An 18,871-nucleotide genomic window follows, 5' to 3' on the forward strand; every position below is an offset into this window, starting at 1 on the left:
AAACTTAGGATAAAACATGCTGACACTACCATTACGCTACCAGTACCTGATCGGATCCATCCTGATCATATTAATGATTGCCACCCGTGAATATCACTTCGCCTCATTGCACAACCTGCCGGGAGCTTCCTGGGCCGTCTTCTTTTTGGCTGGCTTCTACCTTCGTTCAAACTGGTCATTGCCCGGTTTTCTCGCATTAACCTGGATACTCGATTCCTCAGCTTACTTCACTGTTGCAGAAAGCGAATTCTGTCTGACCACAGCTTACACTTTCCTGCTGCCTGCCTATGGCGCACTCTGGGCAGCCGGTCGCTGGTTTGCCACACACTATCAATTCTCATGGCGGGCATGGATGCCACTATCCTTCAGTCTTCTGACCGGTGCAATACTATGTGAATTATTCTCCAGCGGCGGATTCTATTTCTTCTCTGGTCAGTTTACAGAAACTACTTTTACTGAATTCTGGCAACGTGAACTGTACTATTTCCCGCTTTATCTCCAATCTTTACTGTTTTACGCCGGTACGGCAGCAGCAGTACACATCCCTCTTGCGCTGATCCATCAATCACGTTATTCCCGAATTAATGCAATCAGCCAATAATGAACTCTGAAGCAGATCAGGCGCAGCGCCACCGCACCCGGATGCAGCGCCAAAAGACAGTTGTCGATGCCGCAATTGCCCGTGCCGACAAAAGCAAAGGCTTACTGCTGGTATTGACCGGCAACGGCAAGGGCAAATCAAGCTCCGCTTTCGGCATGGCTGCCCGCGCATTGGGGCATGGTATGCGCGTTGGCGTCGCACAGTTCATCAAGGGACGCTCCGACACCGGCGAAGAAGCTTTCTTCCAGCAACAGAAAAATATCATCTGGCATGTGCTGGGGGAAGGCTTTACCTGGGATACACAAGATCTTGAGCGCGATAAGGAAACTGCCCGACGCGGATGGGCAGTCGTACAAACCATGCTGCATGATCCCTCCATTGATCTGCTGATACTGGATGAGCTCACCTACCCGCTCAAGTTTGGCTGGCTAGACATTAGTGCCGTATTAACTGATCTACAGAACCGCCCGGTTATGCAGCATGTTGTCATTACCGGTCGGGCCGCACCGGATGCTTTATGCCAGACAGCCGATACCGTCACGGAAATGCGTGATATCAAGCACGCCTTCCAATCCGGAATCCAGGCACAAATAGGGATTGATTACTGATAACACTACTCCGAAGCGTACCAGCAAAAGAAGCCTTACACTACCCAGGATTCATCAGAGAAACGCTAATTACGCTCGCAGCTATGGTTTCAATGATTCAAAATTCCCTTAAACAATAAAATTTTGTCCAGAATGCATAAAAACAGTAAAATTTCCAGGATATATACACGTCAGACTGTTTAACGACACAAGTGGCATATAGAAAAAAATAAGTATAAAACGATGCTATAGCAGCAGGCTTATCGATCGTTATGGAGTGGTCAAACATATTGGTATGTCACATGAAACGATATTACAGAAACTGGAAAATGTGGCGGCGGAGCTTCGCGCGTGGTACGGCCTGAACAGAAACTCAACTACATGCAAACGCTCCCGTAGAACACACACGCATTCCTGGAGTTACTGAAAATAATCATGCTTAAACTTATACGAGAAAAAGGGCCAAAAGAGACGATAAACACGCTCATAGTCGCTGAAAAGGCCAGAATCAACTATCAAGATATTGAAGAACTGCTACTGAAGTATCAAAGAAGCTGCCCCGAAGACGCCGCCAGAAGCATAACGGAGGTTACGAATCCCAATCAGGAGAAGCATGAAGGTCTGAGGGTGTTTGTAATCCAGACACGGATAGCGCTTATGCTGGCAAATTCCTACGGACTTGAAGCGTATCAGACTTTAAAAACGTTTATGGACAGACAGGGTTACAAAACTCAACCCTGCCCAATGTGCGCAGTACCAGAACGAGAAGATTGAAATAAAGTAACAGGACATTGCGCACCACAGTCTCGCTGACCAAATCAGAAGTATTCTCTTGAATGATCATTAACTTTCAAGATTCAACCCAAATAATTTATTAGATGGTTTACGAGTGGGTTGAGCACTCACGCCAGGACGCCACAAATCATCCATTAGCACCCACATAGATGCGAAGCATCTGATTAATGGATTATTTGTTCAACTCAATGTCTTCGGTGCTCCGCAGCATTCCTTGTATTTTTCGCCACTTCCGTAAGGGCAGAGGCAGGATTCATGCATGATGTTTCCCGTTCCCCTGATGTCGAGCAGCTCCAGGCATCATGACTTTATCGGAATCGACTTCATACAGCAAAAACTGGTCGAACTCGTCCAGTTAGCCATCTGTCAACGGCTGGAAGGAATCAGTTGCCATTGACTTTTCCTCCATTCAAACAGATCTTCAGCTCATCCAGTGTTTTGTACTTGTCACGTGCGACAATATGCCACATTGTTTATTCCAAATGATTATTTGATACTGGGTGCCGGGCTATGCAAGGCATGAAATATCCGGGTATAGCCTCTTTTGCCAATCATTCAAATATCAAGAAAAATTTAGATGAACAAGACAATCAAATATGCATTGCTTTTAGCCGCCGGTATAACCTCACTACCTGCCACTGCTCATATCAGCTATAGCAGCCGTGATTTTGGAATCTACGATTCGACCACTGGCGGATCAAGCACCATTCTTCATCAATTCGTAACAGGGAACTACGGCTGGATAGATGGGACTGATTCCGATCAGGGGAATAGTCACGGAGTACTGCCTTTCCGGTTTACGCTTACCAGCTCGGCCAGCGTAATGCTCAGTTTCCGGGAAGATAGCGCGATGACCACCAACTACAAAGGTGAAGCAGCCCTTTCAATGCTGGGATTGACGCCTGGATTCTCACTATATCGAGGATTAGCTCACGTTTCACCTCACGAACTTGATCATGACAACACTGAAGGCTCCAAACTCCTGCGCCCTGCAAGCAGCGAAGGCTCATTCGTGGCACTGGCTGACTGGAGCATCACTAGTGAAGATGATCCGCAGGCGCTGGATCCAAGCTACCTCACCTATATCGGGCACGCTTATGATGGGGCCGTGGATTATGGTAATGGCCTCATCCCAGGTGGGGATGGAATAGCGAATCATTTTGTGTCGAAGACATTCCAGCTTGATCCTGGTGATTACTCTGTCTTCGCAGGTGGCTCAAATTACGGGGATCAGCTGGAAGGCAACCCAAGCCTCGCAGCCCGTTATGGTTTAAACGCTTCCTTTAGCATAATGCAACAAGTTCCCGAACCAGAGACATACACTTTACTGTTAACAGGCTTGGGGTTACTGAGCATCGTCACACGTCGCAGACGAGAGTATTAATAACCATACAATCAATTGGCATTTCTCAGAAACGCTTACTTCACCTGCATACCTGGTTGTGCGCCACTGTCCGGGGCGAGCAGGAAAGGCCCGCCACTTTCACCGCTTGCAGCCAGTACCATGCCTTCTGAGAGCCCAAATTTCATTTTACGCGGGGCAAGGTTGGCGACCATTACAGTCAACCGCCCTTTGAGTTGTTCCGGGTCATAGGCAGATTTGATACCTGCGAAAACGATACGCTGTTCAGAGCCTATATCCAGCGTCAGTTGCAGTAGTTTGTCCGCACCGGGAACGTGCTGTGCGTCGAGAATCCGGGCAATGCGCAGATCGATCTTGCTGAAATCCTCAATTAAAATTGTTTCGGCAATGGGAGCTACATGTTGTTGTGCTTCAGCATGCCGCGTGGGTGAATGAGTGTCGTTACTGGTTGTCATGGTTTGTCGGTTGGCTTCCGTTAATGCAGCAATTTGTTTGGGATCAATACGGGTGATAAGGTGTTGATAAGCATTAATAGTGTGGCCTGCCGGCAGCAGCATAACGGATAAAGGTTGTTCAGCTTGCCGCTTGGGCCAGCTTAGTGCTGGCCAATTGAGAAAATGCTCGATACGTTCTGCGGTATAGGGCAAAACCGGTTTCAGATAGCAGGAGAGCAGGTAGAACATCTGAATCCCCAAGCTACAGGCACGGTGCAACTCACGTTCGCGCGTTTCATCCTTGGCTATTTCCCAAGGAGCAAGCGTGTGAATCAGTTCATTGACTTCATCCGTGCGCTTCATGATATGGCGTATCGCGGCAGAAAAATCACGTGCCTCGTAGGCCACTTCGATGATGCCCGGCTGCCAGCCGGAGAAATGTTCATCTACCGTTTGTTGCAGCAGTTGATAATCTTCACCCGTCACCAGCTTGCCGTCGAAACGTTTGCTGATAAATCCGGCGCAACGGCTGGCAATGTTGATGTACTTGCCGACCAGATCCGCATTAACACGCGCAACAAAATCTTCCAGGTTAAGGTCGATATCCTCCATGCTGCCGTTGAGCTTGGCGGCATAGTAGTAACGTAACCATTCCGGATTCAATCCCTGTTGCAGATAGCTCTCCGCCGTAATAAACGTGCCGCGTGATTTGCTCATTTTCTCGCCATTCACGGTCAGAAAACCATGCGCAAAAATTTGCGTGGGCGTGCGGTAGCCGGCATTTTCCAGCATTGCCGGCCAGAACAGTGCGTGGAAATAAAGAATATCTTTGCCAATGAAATGATACAACTCCGTGGTGGCGCCCTTCTTCCAGTATTGATCAAAATCAATCCCCTGCTCGGTGCAGAGCTTTTTGAAGCTGCCCATATAGCCGATCGGCGCATCCAGCCACACATAAAAATATTTGCCGGTCTCACCAGGAATTTCAAAGCCAAAGTAAGGTGCATCGCGTGAAATATCCCAATCAGATAATTTATTCTCACCCTCTTCCCCCAGCCATTCGTCCATTTTATTAGCAGCTTCTGCCTGCAAGTGGTTGCCTGTGCGTGTCCACTTGCGCAAAAAATTACTGCAACGTGCATCAGACAGCTTAAAGAAGAAATGCTCTGATGCTTTTCGGACAGGCGTTGCGCCGGAAACAGCGGAATAGGGATTTTTCAGCTCTGGTGGTGTATAGGCCGCACCGCAGGCTTCACAAGAATCCCCGTATTGATCAGCCGCTCCACATTTTGGGCATTCACCCTTAACAAAGCGGTCTGGCAGAAACAGGTTCTTGACTGGATCATACAATTGTTCTATCGAACGGATTGCAATCAGCCCCGCTGCTTTCAGTTTCTGGTAAATATCCTCGGCGTAGTGGCGTGTTTCATCGGAATGCGTGCTGTAATACTGGTCGAAAACAATATAAAAACCGGTGAAATCACGCAAATGTTCTGCATGGACCCGCGCAATCAATGCTTCCGGTGAGATACCCTCTTTCTCAGCACGCAGCATGATCGGCGTACCATGCGTATCATCCGCACAGACATAATAGACAGTGTGCCCCTGCATTTTCTGGAAACGTACCCAGATATCGGTCTGGATATATTCAACCAGATGCCCCAGATGAATGCTGCCATTGGCATAAGGCAGCGCGGAAGTTACCAGAATATTGCGTGCGGTCATCAGTTACTCATCTATTCAAAACATATAATAAGAGAAGATTGTAACAAACCAGCTGGCGCGATATTTGCTAACATCAATACTTTTGTGGCGGGAGCACGCTCATCAATGATCACACAACAACAAATTGAAACGGTGCTGGGGCAAACCATTGATCCCACGACCGGTAAAGATTACCTTACCAGCAAAACTGTCAACAATATTCAGATCAATCAGACCGGCGTAGCAATAGATATTGAACTTGGCTATCCGGCTAAAAGTGTGCTGGATACCATCCGTCAGCAGATTGAATACGCCTTGCGTACCCTGCCCGGAATCGGATCAATCACAGTTAATGTCACCAGCAATATCATTGCCCATGGCGCACAGCGCAAACTCAAACTTTTACCTGGTGTCAAGAATGTGATTGCAATCGCTTCTGGTAAAGGGGGGGTGGGTAAATCCGCTACTGCCGTCAATCTGGCACTGGCGCTGGCAGCCGAAGGGGCAACGGTAGGCCTCTTGGATGCCGATATCTATGGCCCGTCACAACCGCAAATGCTCGGCGTCAGTGGGCAGCCACATTCACCGGATGGCAAAACCATTGAGCCAAAGATGGCCTATGGTGTCCAGATGATGTCAATTGGACTCCTCATTGATGTGGAATCTCCGATGGTCTGGCGTGGCCCGATGGTAACGCAGGCTTTGCAGCAACTATTGAATGACACTCTCTGGCAAGATCTGGATTATCTGCTGATTGATCTGCCACCTGGCACGGGCGATATTCAACTGACACTCGCCCAGAAAATTCCGGTAACTGGCGCGGTCATCGTCACTACACCGCAGGATATTGCCCTATTGGATGCCCGCAAGGGTCTGAAAATGTTTGAGAAGGTCGGCATTCCCATTTTAGGAATCGTGGAAAACATGAGCCTGCACACCTGTTCGAACTGCGGGCATACCGAGCCAATTTTCGGAACGGGGGGCGGTGAAAAAATGAGCAAGGATTACAACGTCGAACTGCTGGGTGCCCTGCCGCTGGACATCCGTATCCGCGAGCACACGGATGCCGGCACACCCAGTGTCGTGGCTGAACCGGATGGACAAATTGCCGCCATCTACCGCACGATTGCACGCCGGGTCGCCGCCAAAATATCGGACATGGCGCGTGATTACACGGATGTATTTACACAAATTATCATGGAAGACGATTAATCAAGGCCACGCATGTCGATCAAATCAGATAAATGGATCCGCAGGATGGCTGCCGAATACGGTATGATTGAGCCATTCGAGCCCGGTCAGGTTAAACAAAGAGATGGGCACAGCATCGTCTCCTACGGTACATCCAGCTATGGTTACGATATCCGCTGTTCGGATGAATTCAAGCTATTCACCAATCTAAATTCAACCATTGTTGACCCGAAACGTTTCGATTCAAACTCGTTTGTTGATGTAAAAAATGATATTTGTATCATCCCGCCCAATTCCTTCGCGCTGGCACGCACAGTTGAATATTTCCGTATCCCGCGCAATGTGCTGACCATCTGCCTCGGAAAATCCACGTACGCCCGCTGCGGCATCATTGTCAATGTCACACCATTTGAGCCAGAGTGGGAGGGTTATGTCACACTGGAGTTCTCCAACACAACCCCCCTGCCCGCCAAGATTTATGCCAATGAAGGCGTTGCCCAGGTCATCTTTTTTGAAGCGGATGAAGTATGTGAAACCTCCTACAAGGATCGCAAGGGTAAATACCAGTTTCAGCAAGGGGTGACGTTACCAAAAATATAGGTTTGAGAAATACCAAAAGGTACTTCCAACCAGCTCCTCCTGCCCTGCTCCTGATACTTCATAACAAGCAACAGAGCCAACTATCCACTATTCAGTTTTTTGGTTAGTGTATTCGGCTGGAGCAAAAAATACTAGCACGGTCAGATCTTCTGTTATGTCATAAAAACAGTGATCAACATTGGCAGCTACAAAAATAATGTTCCCAGCTGAAATCTGCCGATGGTCGCTACCCACCCGCATACTCGCCTGGCCCCGTGTCACATAATAAACTTCATCCTCGGCATGCGGTTCCTGCAGATCAGACGATCCCGCAGGCAGAGTGTAAATCCCCATACTGAGTGATGGCGTCCGCAAGAACTCCAGATAGGTATCTCCCGATTCCTTTTGCCGGTTGATTAAATCCAGCAATTTGTATATACCCATACGCTTCAATTCCCCTGATCAAATTAAAATAGGCATCTAGCTTGAGTGATAAATCTGAATAATAATGGCCCATTCAGGCCGGTTCTGTCTGCCGCGCTGCCGGATCCTGACGATAAAACCAGGTCAGTTGCTGATATACCGCTGGAAAATGGTGCTTCAGCTGATGCGGCCTGATAAAAAAAACTTCACTCAATACCGCAAAAAATTCTGCCGGATCCGTTGCTGCGTAAGGATTGATAGCCGTTTCCTCAGCCTGTTCCACCTGCCTGCAGAAAATTTCATAAGCCTGGCTGAAAACCTCAGCCCAGCTGCGCGGATCCATCCCACTGTGCAGGGGTGGATAACCGTTGGCAGAACCATTCAGCATATCCAGCTTGTGTGCAAACTCGTGGATTACCACGTTATGCCCGTGTTTATCATGAACATGGGCCACATCCTCCCATGACAGAATCACCGGCCCGGCCAGCCAGGATTCGCCCGCAGCCACCATCCGCCTGGTATGTACAATCCCAATTTCATCCCGATAGGCGCGATTGAGAATAAATTTGCCGGGATAGACGATTACTTCCACCCAGTCATCGTAATATTCCGGATCCAGTTTCAAAATCAGCAGACAAGCTTGTGCCGCGATCATCACACGCATCGCTTCTGTCATGACCAGTCCCTGCACGCCATTAATTTTTTTGTCATGCAAAAAAATTGTTGACCATTCCCGCAACCAATGGAGTTCATCCCGAGTTAATCCATACAGGAACGGTAACTGATCCACTACCGGCTGCCAGATAGATTCGGGAATCAGCTTGCGTTTGAGAATCCGGCGCCGCCGCCATTTTTCCAGAAGCCAGATCATTCAATCACCTGAAAGCATCATATTGCTGAGAAAAAGAGTACTGTTTGTTTGTTCCAAGAGTTGGATTTACAATTTTTATGGAGAAAATCTGTTACCAGTCTACAGATTGCAAGGCACAGGAGGCATGATGACAACTATAATTTCCAGCATCCCACGGCGGGCACACTTGTCCATTCTGCTGATCTGCCCCTTCTCTCCCCTGCTATGAAAAATCAATTTACAGATAAGAATATCGAAGCGCTGCGACAAACGCAGTGGTATACACTGACTCAATCAAAGATCGAGCAGATTCTGCAAACCGGGCCCAATGGCCTGAAAGCTGCTGAAATCCGGGAGCGCCTTGCCCGATTCGGATCGAATCGCCTGCCCCCACCCAAACGACGCGGGCCGTTGATTCGTCTGCTGATGCAATTCCACAACATCCTGTTGTATATCATGATTGCTGCAGCGCTCATCACCGCTCTACTGGATCACTGGGTGGATAGTGGCGTACTGCTGGCTGTAATCATAGTCAATGTCCTCATTGGTTTCATTCAGGAAGGAAAAGCTGAAACGGCGCTCGATTCCATCCGGGCCATGCTATCACCCCGCGCAACCGTCATCAGGGATGATTCCCGCCATGAAATCGACGCTACTGAACTAGTACCGGGTGATATGGTATTGCTAGCTTCCGGCGATCGAGTGCCGGCGGATATTCGTCTGACTTCAATCAGGGAATTACAGATTGATGAAGCGACACTGACCGGGGAATCCATACCAGTAAAGAAACACATTGAAGCAAGCCTGCCCGATACCCCGCTGGGTGATCGCTCCGATATGGTCTATTCCGGCACCCTTGTCGTATTCGGCCAGGCCAGTGGAATTGTTGTCTCTACCGGCAGTGCAACCGAGCTGGGCAAAATCAATCAGATGCTCACGGATATCAAGAGTCTGTCCACTCCGTTATTACGTCAGATTGATAACTTTGGCCGCATACTGGCCATCGCCATTCTTGCAGCTTCTGTCGCGACTTTCGTACTGGGCACCATTTGGCGCGGCCATGCTCCAGAGGAGATGTTCATGATGGCGATCGCGTTGATCGCTTCGGCGATACCAGAAGGGTTACCGGCCATCATGACCGTAACACTGGCACTGGGGGTTCAACGTATGGCACGACGTAACGCCATCATCCGGCAACTGCCCGCTGTCGAGGCACTGGGATCGGTAACCGTCATCTGCTCTGACAAGACCGGCACGTTGACCCGCAACGAAATGACCGTGCAGCACGTGATCTGCGCCGACCATGTATTCAATATCAGCGGTGTTGGCTATACGCCAGCAGGCGAATGCAGCATTGACGGACAAGTTATTGATCCCGCCCATTATCCGGCGCTTACCCTGGCAATTCGCACGGGCGTGTTGTGCAATGATGCACGGTTACAAAAGGAGCACAATCAGTGGCATGTGGAAGGAGATCCCACCGAAGGCGCTCTACTGGTGCTGGGTGAGAAAACCGGTTTTTCCAGCCATCTTGCCAATACTGCCTGGCCGCGCCTGGATATCATTCCGTTTGAATCACAATATGCCTTCATGGCCACCTATCACCGCGACAGTGATGATGAGCCCTGGATCTTCGTCAAAGGGGCGCCGGAACGTATTCTGGAGATGTGTACAACCCAGTTGCAGCAGAATGGTGAACAGCCGCTTGACGCCGGCTACTGGCAGCGAATGGCAACCGCCACGGCGGCTCAAGGATTACGCTTGCTGGCATTAGCTTGTAAACGTATGGCGCCACAGGAAAACAATCTAAAAATGGCCGACATGGAAACAGGATTCACACTACTGGCTCTAGTTGGCATCATTGATCCGCCGCGTGAAGAAGCTATCCGGGCAGTAGCGGAATGCCATCGCGCCGGCATCCGGGTCAAAATGATTACCGGTGATCATGCAGAAACGGCTTGCGCTATCGGAGCACAATTGGCTATCGGCACCGGCAAACCGGCTCTTACCGGAGTAGAAATCGCTGCCATGGACGATAATGCCTTGCGTAAGGTAGTCATGAATATCGATATATTCGCCCGCGCCAGCCCTGAACACAAACTGCGCCTGGTAGAAGCTTTGCAGACCAGCGGGCAGGTAGTGGCCATGACCGGTGACGGCGTGAACGATGCACCAGCACTCAAACGTGCGGATATCGGCGTGGCAATGGGTATGAAGGGGACTGAAGTCGCCAAGGAAGCATCCGATATCGTGTTGGCGGATGACAACTTTGCCACTATTGTTTCTGCAGTACGCGAAGGCCGGGCCGTTTACGACAACCTGAAAAAATTCGTACTATTCATGTTACCGGCCAGTGGTGGTCAGACGTTGGTAATCATTGCCGCCATTTTGTTCGAACTCACACTGCCACTTACACCAGCACAGGTATTGTGGATCAATATGGTAACGGCCAGCACCCTGGGACTAGCACTGGCTTTTGAACCGGCAGAACGTAATCTCATGAGTCGCCGCCCACGCCCGCCGACTGAGGCATTTCTGTCTGGTTTTTTCGTGTGGCGCATTCTAATGGTATCCGTGCTGATGATGATCGGTGCACTTGGCCTTTTTCTGTGGGAGCTGGGTAATGGCACTCGGATTGAAACAGCGCATACGATCGCTGTTAACACGATCGTAATGGCAGAGATGTTCTATTTGCTTAACAGCCGCCATATTTTTGCCCCGATTACGCTTATCAAAGGTTTGACTGGCAATCGTTATATCCTGCTGACCATTATTGTTTGCACGCTGCTGCAGATTGCTTATACCCACCTGCCCGCCATGCAGACCATATTCAAATCAACCGATTTGTCAGTGCTGGAATGGTGTAAATCCATCGCTGCCGGATTGATGGTGTTCTACGCGATCGAACTGGAGAAATTCATTATCCGGCACACTCACTTCGTTTCATTGACAGCCAAAGATTAGAAACTTACTCATCGCAAGAAGTGTAACCTCTAGTAGCAGTGGTGATAGCGAGCAGAGTGCACCAGGAAATAAACAGTGAACTACAAAATTTCTATAGATAACGGAGGATGCCAAACATTGCAATCGGGATAATCGTGACAAGAACTGTATTCACAATATTCTAAAGAAATAAGCTAAAAATCTGATTATTACGATTGCGGATAAGGAAGCTACAAAAATTATCAGAAGTAATTTCAGTAAGTATCTTTTCGCCCTTCTTGGCAAAACCAACAGCAGCATTAATATTACTGATCCAATCGCAATTAATGTTAGCACTTCTAAAAATTCCTGAAATAACACTGTTTATCCAAGTAAAAGAAAGGATCCAAACATACATATTCAGATTCTCCCACAAAAAGACAAGCAAGATACGCTAAGAAAGCGATTGAGAAGATTGCAGATTTTGCCCATTGTTGAGCTTATTACATAGCTTCATAGCTTTTCAGCACACCATTAAAACAGACAAATCTTCAATACTTCCTGGCTTTCCTTTCCCCACAGCCATATAGTAAATCCGGCAAGGATAAAGCTATCCAGACAGGCAGAAACGGCGGAGGCTGGGTCACTATTCGCCACATTCCATTCGCGACTAAAGAACTGAATTTATTGATGAAAGAGAAATTTATCTCTGGGATAATAAAAAATACTGTCTTCGCAAACGCCAGCGGCGTAAAGCAATCCAGTGAGCGGAAAAGCTATTCCACGGCCAATATTTCCAACGCAGACGCTCCCTGCACGATCTTCATTATCCCCAGGCTCACCGTCACCGCACGCATGAACAATCTATGATTATGTAGCTACTCCCTCCTCAAGTAATAACTCAGCCGGTTTGTCATACCCCAAAACGGTTTTCTTGAAGTGATCAGCATACTGATAAATATCTGAAAGATCTGTTACGGACACTATCCTCTCCTCTTTTTCTTCAAATAGCCCCAGCGTCATCCTGGAAGGATTATTGAATCGCAAACGACAGATCGGCTTGCGATTATTGTCATCAAGCAATATTGCACAGTAGCTTTTAGAATCTCGCATAACCACTCGCTTCGGATCGACAGTTTCCCGAAGAATTGCACGGACAATACGATACCCCTCAAATTCTTCTTCAGTTGTAATAATCCCATCTGAATCCTGATCAGAGATTATGTTGTCTTTCTTCAACTCTTCTGATGGTTCCATAGCCAGCTTGAGTCTCTCATTGATTTTGTCCGAAATAAGTTGTTGAAATGCATTCTTGGTTATCAAAGTAAATTGCTCCTTTATTGCAGGAGTTATACGTTTTCCATTAATGACTTCGGAGCATGCCAATCTGACAAAATCCTCAGATGGGGCAACCATCCAATCAGCTAGAACATTGTGGATCGCTCTTGTATATTTCAGATCACTTGCCGTATTTAATATCAACTCAACATTGAACGCAGGCTTGGCAAATTTTTTAAGCTCCTCTACATACTGATCCTTGAAGTCAAGAATATTGAATTCAAGAAATGGCTTTTCATCCATCTTATTTGCTTGTTCCAGGTCAGTGAAGAAGCGGTACAAAATACCATTTGTAAGCACTCCAAAACGTGCTTCCGTTGCATGAAAATATCTGAACAATTGCGATGCATGACCAATATTCAGATCACTCCCGCTTTTCTTACATTCAAAAAGCATAATCGGCTTGCCATCCTTCAGAATGGCATAATCAACTTTTTCTCCTTTTTTCATCCCTACATCAGCTACTAATTCTGGTGTTACTTCATTCGGGTCAAATACGTTGTAGCCAAGTATTTGTATGAATGGCATGATTAATGCATTCTTTGTTGCTTCTTCAGTTTGTACCGTATCTTTTATCTTTCTGACGCGAATTGATAGCTCTTTGAGTTGATCAATCAAATCCATATTATTTTCTCCATAAAAGTAATTATTTCCTTTTCTTCTACGGAACAAACCCCAGAAACTTGATCATAGAGCAGACACAGCAATCAGCTTATTATGTATATTTCCTGGAACCTCTGAAAATATAATCAGAACTTGATGTTAAGCCCTGCATAAACTGAGCGCCCCATGCCGGGAACAGCAATACCGTAAGGGATACCATTAATTCCCATGGTCATTCCCTGCCCGGTATACGCTCCGCCCAGCGGCAGATAGTAGAGGCGGTCAAACAGATTTTCCACGCCCAAATCAACACGGACGTTTTTCCATGTGTAACTGGTACGCAGATTTGTCAGAAAATAGCCTTTGGTATGAATTTCGTTGCGTACCGAGGAAACATCATTTTTGCGAGTGGCGCCAACCAGTTCGATGGCGTTGCTCCAGTTACTGTACTGATGGGTAAGCGTCAGCTTGCCGTTGAGCGGCATGATATTGTAGAGATCGTCACCCGTTTTCTTGTTTTCTCCCCGCGTGTAGTTCATCAGGCCGCGCAGACCAAACTCGCCGAGACTGGTTTTTACCAATACCGTGCGGCCGGAAAGATCCACTCCATAAAGATGGGCGGAGTGATTGGCATATTGCAGGACGACGAATTGATTATTCGTGGTGACTGCCGGAATCCGGATTGCATCAACGTAATTATTTACATAAGTGAAGTAAGGTGTGGCCTTGATTTCCCATTCTCGATCAGCCGCGTGCAGATCTATGGTAAGGGAGGCGGTATAGGCTTTCTCCGGCTTGAGGTCCATGTTGCCAACGTAACCGTTACCATCGCCGACAAAATTATTCATGATAGCGGCCATGCTCCAGGTAGACCAGGTGTAGCGCTCATACAGATTCGGTGTGCGCACCTTGCGCGCCAGGCCCAACTCAAGATCAACCATATTGCCCGGTGTGTAACGCGCCAGCGCTGTCAAATCAACGTTGTTGTCATTACGTTTATGGCCACGCGCATTAAAGGCAGCTGAATCGGGAATCTGGTTACCCATCATGTTCCCGTAGCCATGAACATTGTCCGCATCCGTTTCCAGATGCTCGTAACGAGCACCCAGCAACGTGGTCCATTGTGGATTGAAATGCCGTTCCCATTCAGCAAAGAATCCCAGCCGATCACGCTTGCCATGATTAATATTCTGAAAATTCAGAGGTGACATGGCACCGGTTCCGGATGGCGGCCACCAGTCACGCAGAGTGTAGTGCTGATACAGTGCGCCGACACGCAGCAAATCGTCATCGGTGAGGTAAACATCTCCTTTCAGGTTGAGGCCAAGGGTACGGCCACGGCTGGACATCGGCATACCGTTCAATGCTGTACCGTAAACCAGTTGCTTGTCATCGCTGAAATTCATGTAATGATCAACTGCTTCGTAATAAACACGACCATCGAGCGTTCCCCAGTTGTACTCGCCCAGGTAGCGCGCGTTGATCCGTTTTTGTTCATTGTCCAGCATATCCATGCGCTGATTGGGGTAGAACTGGTACGGCACATTCTGATAACCGAATTTCGCCTCCAGCAGATGATTATCTGCCCGCAATGCAAGTCCCAAAGTATGCGTCAAGCTTTTGTAGGCGGTGGAGCCGACCTCATCCAGTGGAAGCGTGTGCCCTGGCCGCCCTGTGGCCGTTGTTGTCTTGAAATTGCCGCCTGCCTTGTAGTTATCTGCTGTGGTAATTGCGCCTGAATAATTGATGCTGAAAAATTCATTGGCCAGTGTTGCGGACAGATTGCCTCCAAAGGCATTGTTGTTGCTGCGATAAAAAGAGCCAACTTCACCCTTGATGAGTGAGCGCTGGCCGGGTGCAGCAAATTGCGGCGCGGCTGTTTCCGCGACAATCGTTCCGCCAATACTGTCACCTCCCACGCTGACTGGCGAGATGCCGGCATACACCCGAATTTTTGCAACGTTACCCGGATCAAGGTAGGACAGTGGCGGATTCATATGATTGGCACAGGAAGAAATGAAATCCATACCATCAATTGTGATACGCAGACGATCATCTGCCAGGCCATGAATCACCGGCAAGCTGGAAACACCCCCCGCTCCATAGAGATGCACACCCGGTACATCCCGCAACAAAGAAGCGGTATCACGGGTAACGGCATGCTGCGCAGCAATTTCGGTTGAACCGATTTCAACTGACGCAGCAGCATCACGAATCTTGCCGGTTTTAACGACAACTTCATTCAAGGTAGTCTGTGCCAGTGCTTGTTGTACAACAAAGGAAGATAAAGCAACAGCTATAGCTGATGCGAATGGAGTGACACGATAGTTCATAACTCTTCCGAATCTCCTGTTCTGGTGTGTAATTGAACGCGGATTCTGCCAGTTTCAGTAAATGAAGGAAATGTGGCAAATTGTCGCAGCAGCCCTGGATGATCGAAATATGCAGATCAAAAGCAGGTTGACTTTTTCACGCCTCAATTTAAGATAGTAATTAGTTACTATCTTTTATGTGGTTATATATTTATGAATCCTCATCCCAAATATCTCTCAGCTGATGAACGACGGGAAGTTACTGTAGAAGCTGTCGTTGAGCTTGCAAGCTCGCAAAATCCCAGTGAGATCACTACTGCAGCAATCGCCAAACACATGAACCTGACGCAAGGAGCATTGTTCCGGCATTTCCCAAACAAGGAAGCTATCTGGGAAGCAGTCATGAAGTGGGTTGTCGAGCGACTGTTAAAACGGATTGATCACTCTATTCAGAGCATTACATCACCTCTGGCCGCCATGGAAGCCATGTTCATGAGTCATATTGAGTTTGTGGCAGAGTATCCCGGGGTTCCAAGGATGATGTTTGGCGAGCTACAACGTGCAGAAGCGACTCCAGCCAAACAGCTTGTACAACTCCTGATCAAACGGTACAGAGAACGTTTGCAACGGCTGATTGAAAACGGTAAGGCCTGCGGTGAATTATCACCCTCCCTGGAGAGTGAGGCTGCAACCATGCTGTTCATCGGAACAATCCAGGGACTTGTCATACAATCCATGCTGGCGGGTGAAGTTGCACGAATCCGCCGTGATGCCCCGGGTGTTTTCGCCATCTATTGCCGTGGCATCAGGAAGGCTCTATGAAATTCCCACACTTGCAGCGGCGCACGCTAGCATTGCTCGCAGTCATCACATTACTCCTGACGCTGTTTACATATATTGCCCTGCAATCCGGGCCACTGGCCCCCATTGTGGTCACTGTAACCACGGTGGAATCACGAAGTATCGTCCCTGCCCTGTCCGGTATTGGAACGGTGCAGGCACGCTACACTTACAAGATCGGACCGATTTTGCCAGGGCGTGTTAAACATCTGAATGTAGACGTGGGAGATGTAGTCAAGGCTGGACAGGTTTTGGGTGAGATGGATCCGGTTGATCTGAATGATCGTATCCATGCACAGGAGGCCGCCATCAAAAGCGCCGAAGCTGATTTGCATCAGGCACAAGCCAGACAACACCATGCACAAGCGCAGCTCAAACGCTATGAAAAACTGTTACCCGCTCATGGCACCAGCGAGGAAAGTGTTGCCATCAAACGGGAAGAACTGGCAGTCACCAAAGCAGCAACCGTGGCAGCACGCGAAAATCTTGGTCGTACACGTGCCAATTTGCAGGCACTGCACACACAACGCAACGATCTCAAGCTGATAGCGCCTGTGACAGGTCTGGTAACCATACGTGCCGTAGATCCCGGTACTACGCTGGTGACAGGCCAGCCTGCGGTTGAAATCATTGATACTGCACACTTGTGGATTGATACCCGCTTCGATCAGATCAACGCCGAAGGATTAACCCCGGGACTGCCCGCTCAATTCATACTGCGTTCGCAGCAAACTGGAAGCATTACGGGACAGGTACTGCGGGTTGAACCGCTGGCTGATACGGTCACAGAAGAAACACTGGCAAAGATCACCTTCGCCATGCCACCCTCGCAATTGCCGCCAGTGGGCGAATTGGCTGAGGTGACGGTCTACCTGTCGAAACTGCCCATCACACCAACAATCCCCAATGCTGCCATTCGCAACGAGGATGGCGTACCAGGTGTCTGGAAGCTGGTTGATGGTAAACCTGAGTTTACCCGGATAAAACTGGGACGCGCTGATCTCAATGGCCATGTCCAGATCAAACACGGATTGGCGGCAGGCGATCAATTTATCGTCTACAGTGAAAAAACACTCACCGCTTTCAGCCGGGTCAGCATAGCAAAACGGATTCCCGGTGTATCGCCATGATCAATCTGGCTGTACGCGATATTCTGCACAATTGGGGCAAGTTCATTTTTACCGGCATTGGCCTCGGCCTCCTCATCGGTGTAACACTGACCATGGCAGGTGTATATCGTGGCTTGGTGGATGATGGCAGAGTTTTGATCGACACCAGTGGTGCAGATCTGTGGGTGGTACAGCAGGATACCCTTGGCCCCTATGCCGAGCCTTCCAGTGTCCCCGATGATTTATGGCGCAGTGTCCGTACCATTCCTGGTGTGGCACAGGCAGCCAATGTCACATATCTGACCATGCAAGTCAGAAAAGAGGATGAAGATGTCAGAGTAATGGTTGCAGGCATCGCAGCAGGCGGCCCCGGAACACCAGGGTGGCCACCTCATCTTGTTGCGGGCAGGCAGATTACACGCAGCCATTATGAGGCCGTGGCAGATATTGCTACCGGCTTCAGGCTGGGGGATCGCCTTAAAATCCGTCGCAACCACTACACCGTAGTTGGCCTGACACGCCGAATGGTCTCATCCAGTGGTGATCCGATGGTTTTCATTCCGCTCAAGGACGCACAGGAAGCACAATTTCTCAAAGATAACGATGCCATCCTGATGCAAAGGCGCCGTACCAGAGCCAATCCGACGTTTTCCTTTCCCGGAAAACCAGATTTGCCGGATGCAATTATTACCTTGCAAACTGCCAATAACTACGTCAATGCAATACTAATACGCATTAGACCGGAGTTCACACTGGAAGAAGTAGCTGAACCAATCCGACGCTGGAAACGGCTGACGGTATACGACCGGGTACAAATGGAAGATATTCTGGTCGGCAAGCTGATTGCCACCTCTGCCGAACAGATCGGTTTATTTCTGATCATCCTGGCCATCGTCAGTGCGGCTATCGTAGCCTTCATCATTTATACCCTGACCATGGATAAAATCCGCGAAATCGCTGTACTCAAGCTGATCGGTACACGCAATCGCACCATCGCCGGTATGATTCTGCAACAATCCCTGATGCTGGGTGTGATCGGGTTTGTCGTCGGCAAAATTTCAGCCACCTTCGCCGCCCCCTTATTTCCCAAATATGTGCTGCTGATACCAATTGACTCCATGCTGGGATTCCTCGCTGTACTGGTGATTTGTATCCTTTCCAGTATCGTTGCCATCCGCATGGCACTTAAGATTGATCCGGCAGAAGCAATCGGGTAAACC

General features: G+C 48.7%; 16 protein-coding genes. 11 read left to right on the forward strand and 5 right to left on the reverse strand.

The window, feature by feature from the left end:
• Positions 1-16: 16 nt before the first annotated feature.
• The 5 genes from BM331_RS00900 to BM331_RS00915 all read left to right on the forward strand — a co-directional run bounded on the left by BM331_RS00900 (position 17) and on the right by BM331_RS00915 (position 3,367).
• Positions 17-601 carry a hypothetical protein gene (locus tag BM331_RS00900; RefSeq protein WP_074926094.1) on the forward strand — a complete coding sequence of 195 codons (585 nt, stop codon included), beginning with the start codon at positions 17-19 and terminating at the stop codon, positions 599-601.
• Entirely contained in the window at positions 601-1,209 is a 609-nt protein-coding gene (cobO, locus tag BM331_RS00905) for a cob(I)yrinic acid a,c-diamide adenosyltransferase (RefSeq protein WP_074926096.1), read from the forward strand. Before BM331_RS00900 ends, cobO begins: the two co-directional genes overlap by 1 nt.
• 414 nt (positions 1,210-1,623) lie before the next feature.
• Complete coding sequence (locus BM331_RS00910) at positions 1,624-1,962, forward strand: hypothetical protein (protein WP_074926099.1); 339 nt, start codon at positions 1,624-1,626, stop codon at positions 1,960-1,962.
• Positions 1,963-2,242: 280 nt separating this feature from the next.
• Entirely contained in the window at positions 2,243-2,380 is a 138-nt protein-coding gene (locus tag BM331_RS11750; RefSeq protein WP_177217810.1) for a hypothetical protein, read from the forward strand.
• A gap of 180 nt (positions 2,381-2,560) precedes the next feature.
• Positions 2,561-3,367 carry a PEP-CTERM sorting domain-containing protein gene (locus BM331_RS00915; RefSeq protein ID WP_074926101.1) on the forward strand — a complete coding sequence of 269 codons (807 nt, stop codon included), beginning with the start codon at positions 2,561-2,563 and terminating at the stop codon, positions 3,365-3,367.
• Positions 3,368-3,402: 35 nt separating this feature from the next.
• Here the strand turns inward: BM331_RS00915 and metG are convergent, their stop codons facing one another.
• Positions 3,403-5,505: a methionine--tRNA ligase gene (gene metG, locus BM331_RS00920; RefSeq protein WP_177217811.1), complete on the reverse strand. Its 2,103-nt coding sequence runs from the start codon at positions 5,503-5,505 to the stop codon at positions 3,403-3,405.
• A 105-nt stretch (positions 5,506-5,610) separates the two neighbouring features.
• On the opposite strand from metG, the gene apbC reads away from it, so the two are divergent.
• Both apbC and dcd read left to right on the forward strand, forming a co-directional pair.
• Entirely contained in the window at positions 5,611-6,696 is a 1,086-nt protein-coding gene (gene apbC / locus BM331_RS00925; protein WP_074926108.1) for an iron-sulfur cluster carrier protein ApbC, read from the forward strand.
• Between the two features lie 12 nt (positions 6,697-6,708).
• Positions 6,709-7,275, forward strand: a complete 567-nt coding sequence (gene dcd / locus BM331_RS00930; protein ID WP_074926110.1) for a dCTP deaminase — start codon at positions 6,709-6,711, stop codon at positions 7,273-7,275.
• An 87-nt stretch (positions 7,276-7,362) separates the two neighbouring features.
• Here dcd and BM331_RS00935 read toward each other — a convergent pair whose 3' ends face one another.
• Complete coding sequence (locus tag BM331_RS00935) at positions 7,363-7,698, reverse strand: cupin domain-containing protein (RefSeq protein WP_074926113.1); 336 nt, start codon at positions 7,696-7,698, stop codon at positions 7,363-7,365.
• A gap of 73 nt (positions 7,699-7,771) precedes the next feature.
• Positions 7,772-8,548, reverse strand: coding sequence for a M90 family metallopeptidase (locus BM331_RS00940; protein WP_074926115.1), 777 nt, complete (start codon positions 8,546-8,548; stop codon positions 7,772-7,774).
• A 204-nt stretch (positions 8,549-8,752) separates the two neighbouring features.
• Between BM331_RS00940 and BM331_RS00945 the strand changes: the two genes are divergently transcribed.
• Entirely contained in the window at positions 8,753-11,491 is a 2,739-nt protein-coding gene (locus BM331_RS00945; protein ID WP_074926118.1) for a cation-transporting P-type ATPase, read from the forward strand.
• Between the two features lie 828 nt (positions 11,492-12,319).
• On the opposite strand, the gene BM331_RS00955 is transcribed toward BM331_RS00945, so the two are convergent.
• Both BM331_RS00955 and BM331_RS00960 read right to left on the reverse strand, forming a co-directional pair.
• Positions 12,320-13,411, reverse strand: coding sequence for a type I restriction endonuclease (locus tag BM331_RS00955; RefSeq protein ID WP_074926124.1), 1,092 nt, complete (start codon positions 13,409-13,411; stop codon positions 12,320-12,322).
• Between the two features lie 125 nt (positions 13,412-13,536).
• On the reverse strand, positions 13,537-15,723 hold the full coding sequence (locus BM331_RS00960) for a TonB-dependent receptor (protein ID WP_011634964.1): 2,187 nt from the start codon (positions 15,721-15,723) through the stop codon (positions 13,537-13,539).
• Positions 15,724-15,915: 192 nt separating this feature from the next.
• Here BM331_RS00960 and BM331_RS00965 point away from each other — a divergent pair, with 192 nt between their 5' ends.
• Genes BM331_RS00965 through BM331_RS00975 form a run of 3 tightly spaced genes read left to right on the forward strand, consistent with a single transcriptional unit; the run spans position 15,916 to position 18,868 of the window.
• Positions 15,916-16,524 (forward strand): TetR/AcrR family transcriptional regulator, encoded by a 609-nt coding sequence (locus BM331_RS00965; protein ID WP_011634965.1) that lies wholly within the window; start codon positions 15,916-15,918, stop codon positions 16,522-16,524.
• Entirely contained in the window at positions 16,521-17,672 is a 1,152-nt protein-coding gene (locus BM331_RS00970; RefSeq protein ID WP_074455806.1) for an efflux RND transporter periplasmic adaptor subunit, read from the forward strand. Before BM331_RS00965 ends, BM331_RS00970 begins: the two co-directional genes overlap by 4 nt.
• Entirely contained in the window at positions 17,669-18,868 is a 1,200-nt protein-coding gene (locus BM331_RS00975; protein WP_074926127.1) for an ABC transporter permease, read from the forward strand. Before BM331_RS00970 ends, BM331_RS00975 begins: the two co-directional genes overlap by 4 nt.
• Positions 18,869-18,871 lie beyond the last annotated feature (3 nt).

It is taken from the genome of Nitrosomonas eutropha (genome assembly GCF_900116685.1).
Taxonomy (GTDB): domain Bacteria; phylum Pseudomonadota; class Gammaproteobacteria; order Burkholderiales; family Nitrosomonadaceae; genus Nitrosomonas; species Nitrosomonas eutropha_A.

Bases quoted from the DNA above. Each gene is read 5' to 3' on its own strand.
- BM331_RS00900 (WP_074926094.1), top strand. From the start codon at position 17: ATGCTGACACTACCATTACGCTACCAGTACCTGATCGGATCCATCCTG.
- cobO (WP_074926096.1), top strand. From the start codon at position 601: ATGAACTCTGAAGCAGATCAGGCGCAGCGCCACCGCACCCGGATGCAG.
- BM331_RS00910 (WP_074926099.1), top strand. From the start codon at position 1,624: ATGCTTAAACTTATACGAGAAAAAGGGCCAAAAGAGACGATAAACACG.
- BM331_RS11750 (WP_177217810.1), top strand. From the start codon at position 2,243: ATGATGTTTCCCGTTCCCCTGATGTCGAGCAGCTCCAGGCATCATGAC.
- BM331_RS00915 (WP_074926101.1), top strand. From the start codon at position 2,561: ATGAACAAGACAATCAAATATGCATTGCTTTTAGCCGCCGGTATAACC.
- metG (WP_177217811.1), bottom strand. From the start codon at position 5,505: ATGACCGCACGCAATATTCTGGTAACTTCCGCGCTGCCTTATGCCAAT.
- apbC (WP_074926108.1), top strand. From the start codon at position 5,611: ATGATCACACAACAACAAATTGAAACGGTGCTGGGGCAAACCATTGAT.
- dcd (WP_074926110.1), top strand. From the start codon at position 6,709: ATGTCGATCAAATCAGATAAATGGATCCGCAGGATGGCTGCCGAATAC.
- BM331_RS00935 (WP_074926113.1), bottom strand. From the start codon at position 7,698: ATGGGTATATACAAATTGCTGGATTTAATCAACCGGCAAAAGGAATCG.
- BM331_RS00940 (WP_074926115.1), bottom strand. From the start codon at position 8,548: ATGATCTGGCTTCTGGAAAAATGGCGGCGGCGCCGGATTCTCAAACGC.
- BM331_RS00945 (WP_074926118.1), top strand. From the start codon at position 8,753: ATGAAAAATCAATTTACAGATAAGAATATCGAAGCGCTGCGACAAACG.
- BM331_RS00955 (WP_074926124.1), bottom strand. From the start codon at position 13,411: ATGGATTTGATTGATCAACTCAAAGAGCTATCAATTCGCGTCAGAAAG.
- BM331_RS00960 (WP_011634964.1), bottom strand. From the start codon at position 15,723: ATGAACTATCGTGTCACTCCATTCGCATCAGCTATAGCTGTTGCTTTA.
- BM331_RS00965 (WP_011634965.1), top strand. From the start codon at position 15,916: ATGAATCCTCATCCCAAATATCTCTCAGCTGATGAACGACGGGAAGTT.
- BM331_RS00970 (WP_074455806.1), top strand. From the start codon at position 16,521: ATGAAATTCCCACACTTGCAGCGGCGCACGCTAGCATTGCTCGCAGTC.
- BM331_RS00975 (WP_074926127.1), top strand. From the start codon at position 17,669: ATGATCAATCTGGCTGTACGCGATATTCTGCACAATTGGGGCAAGTTC.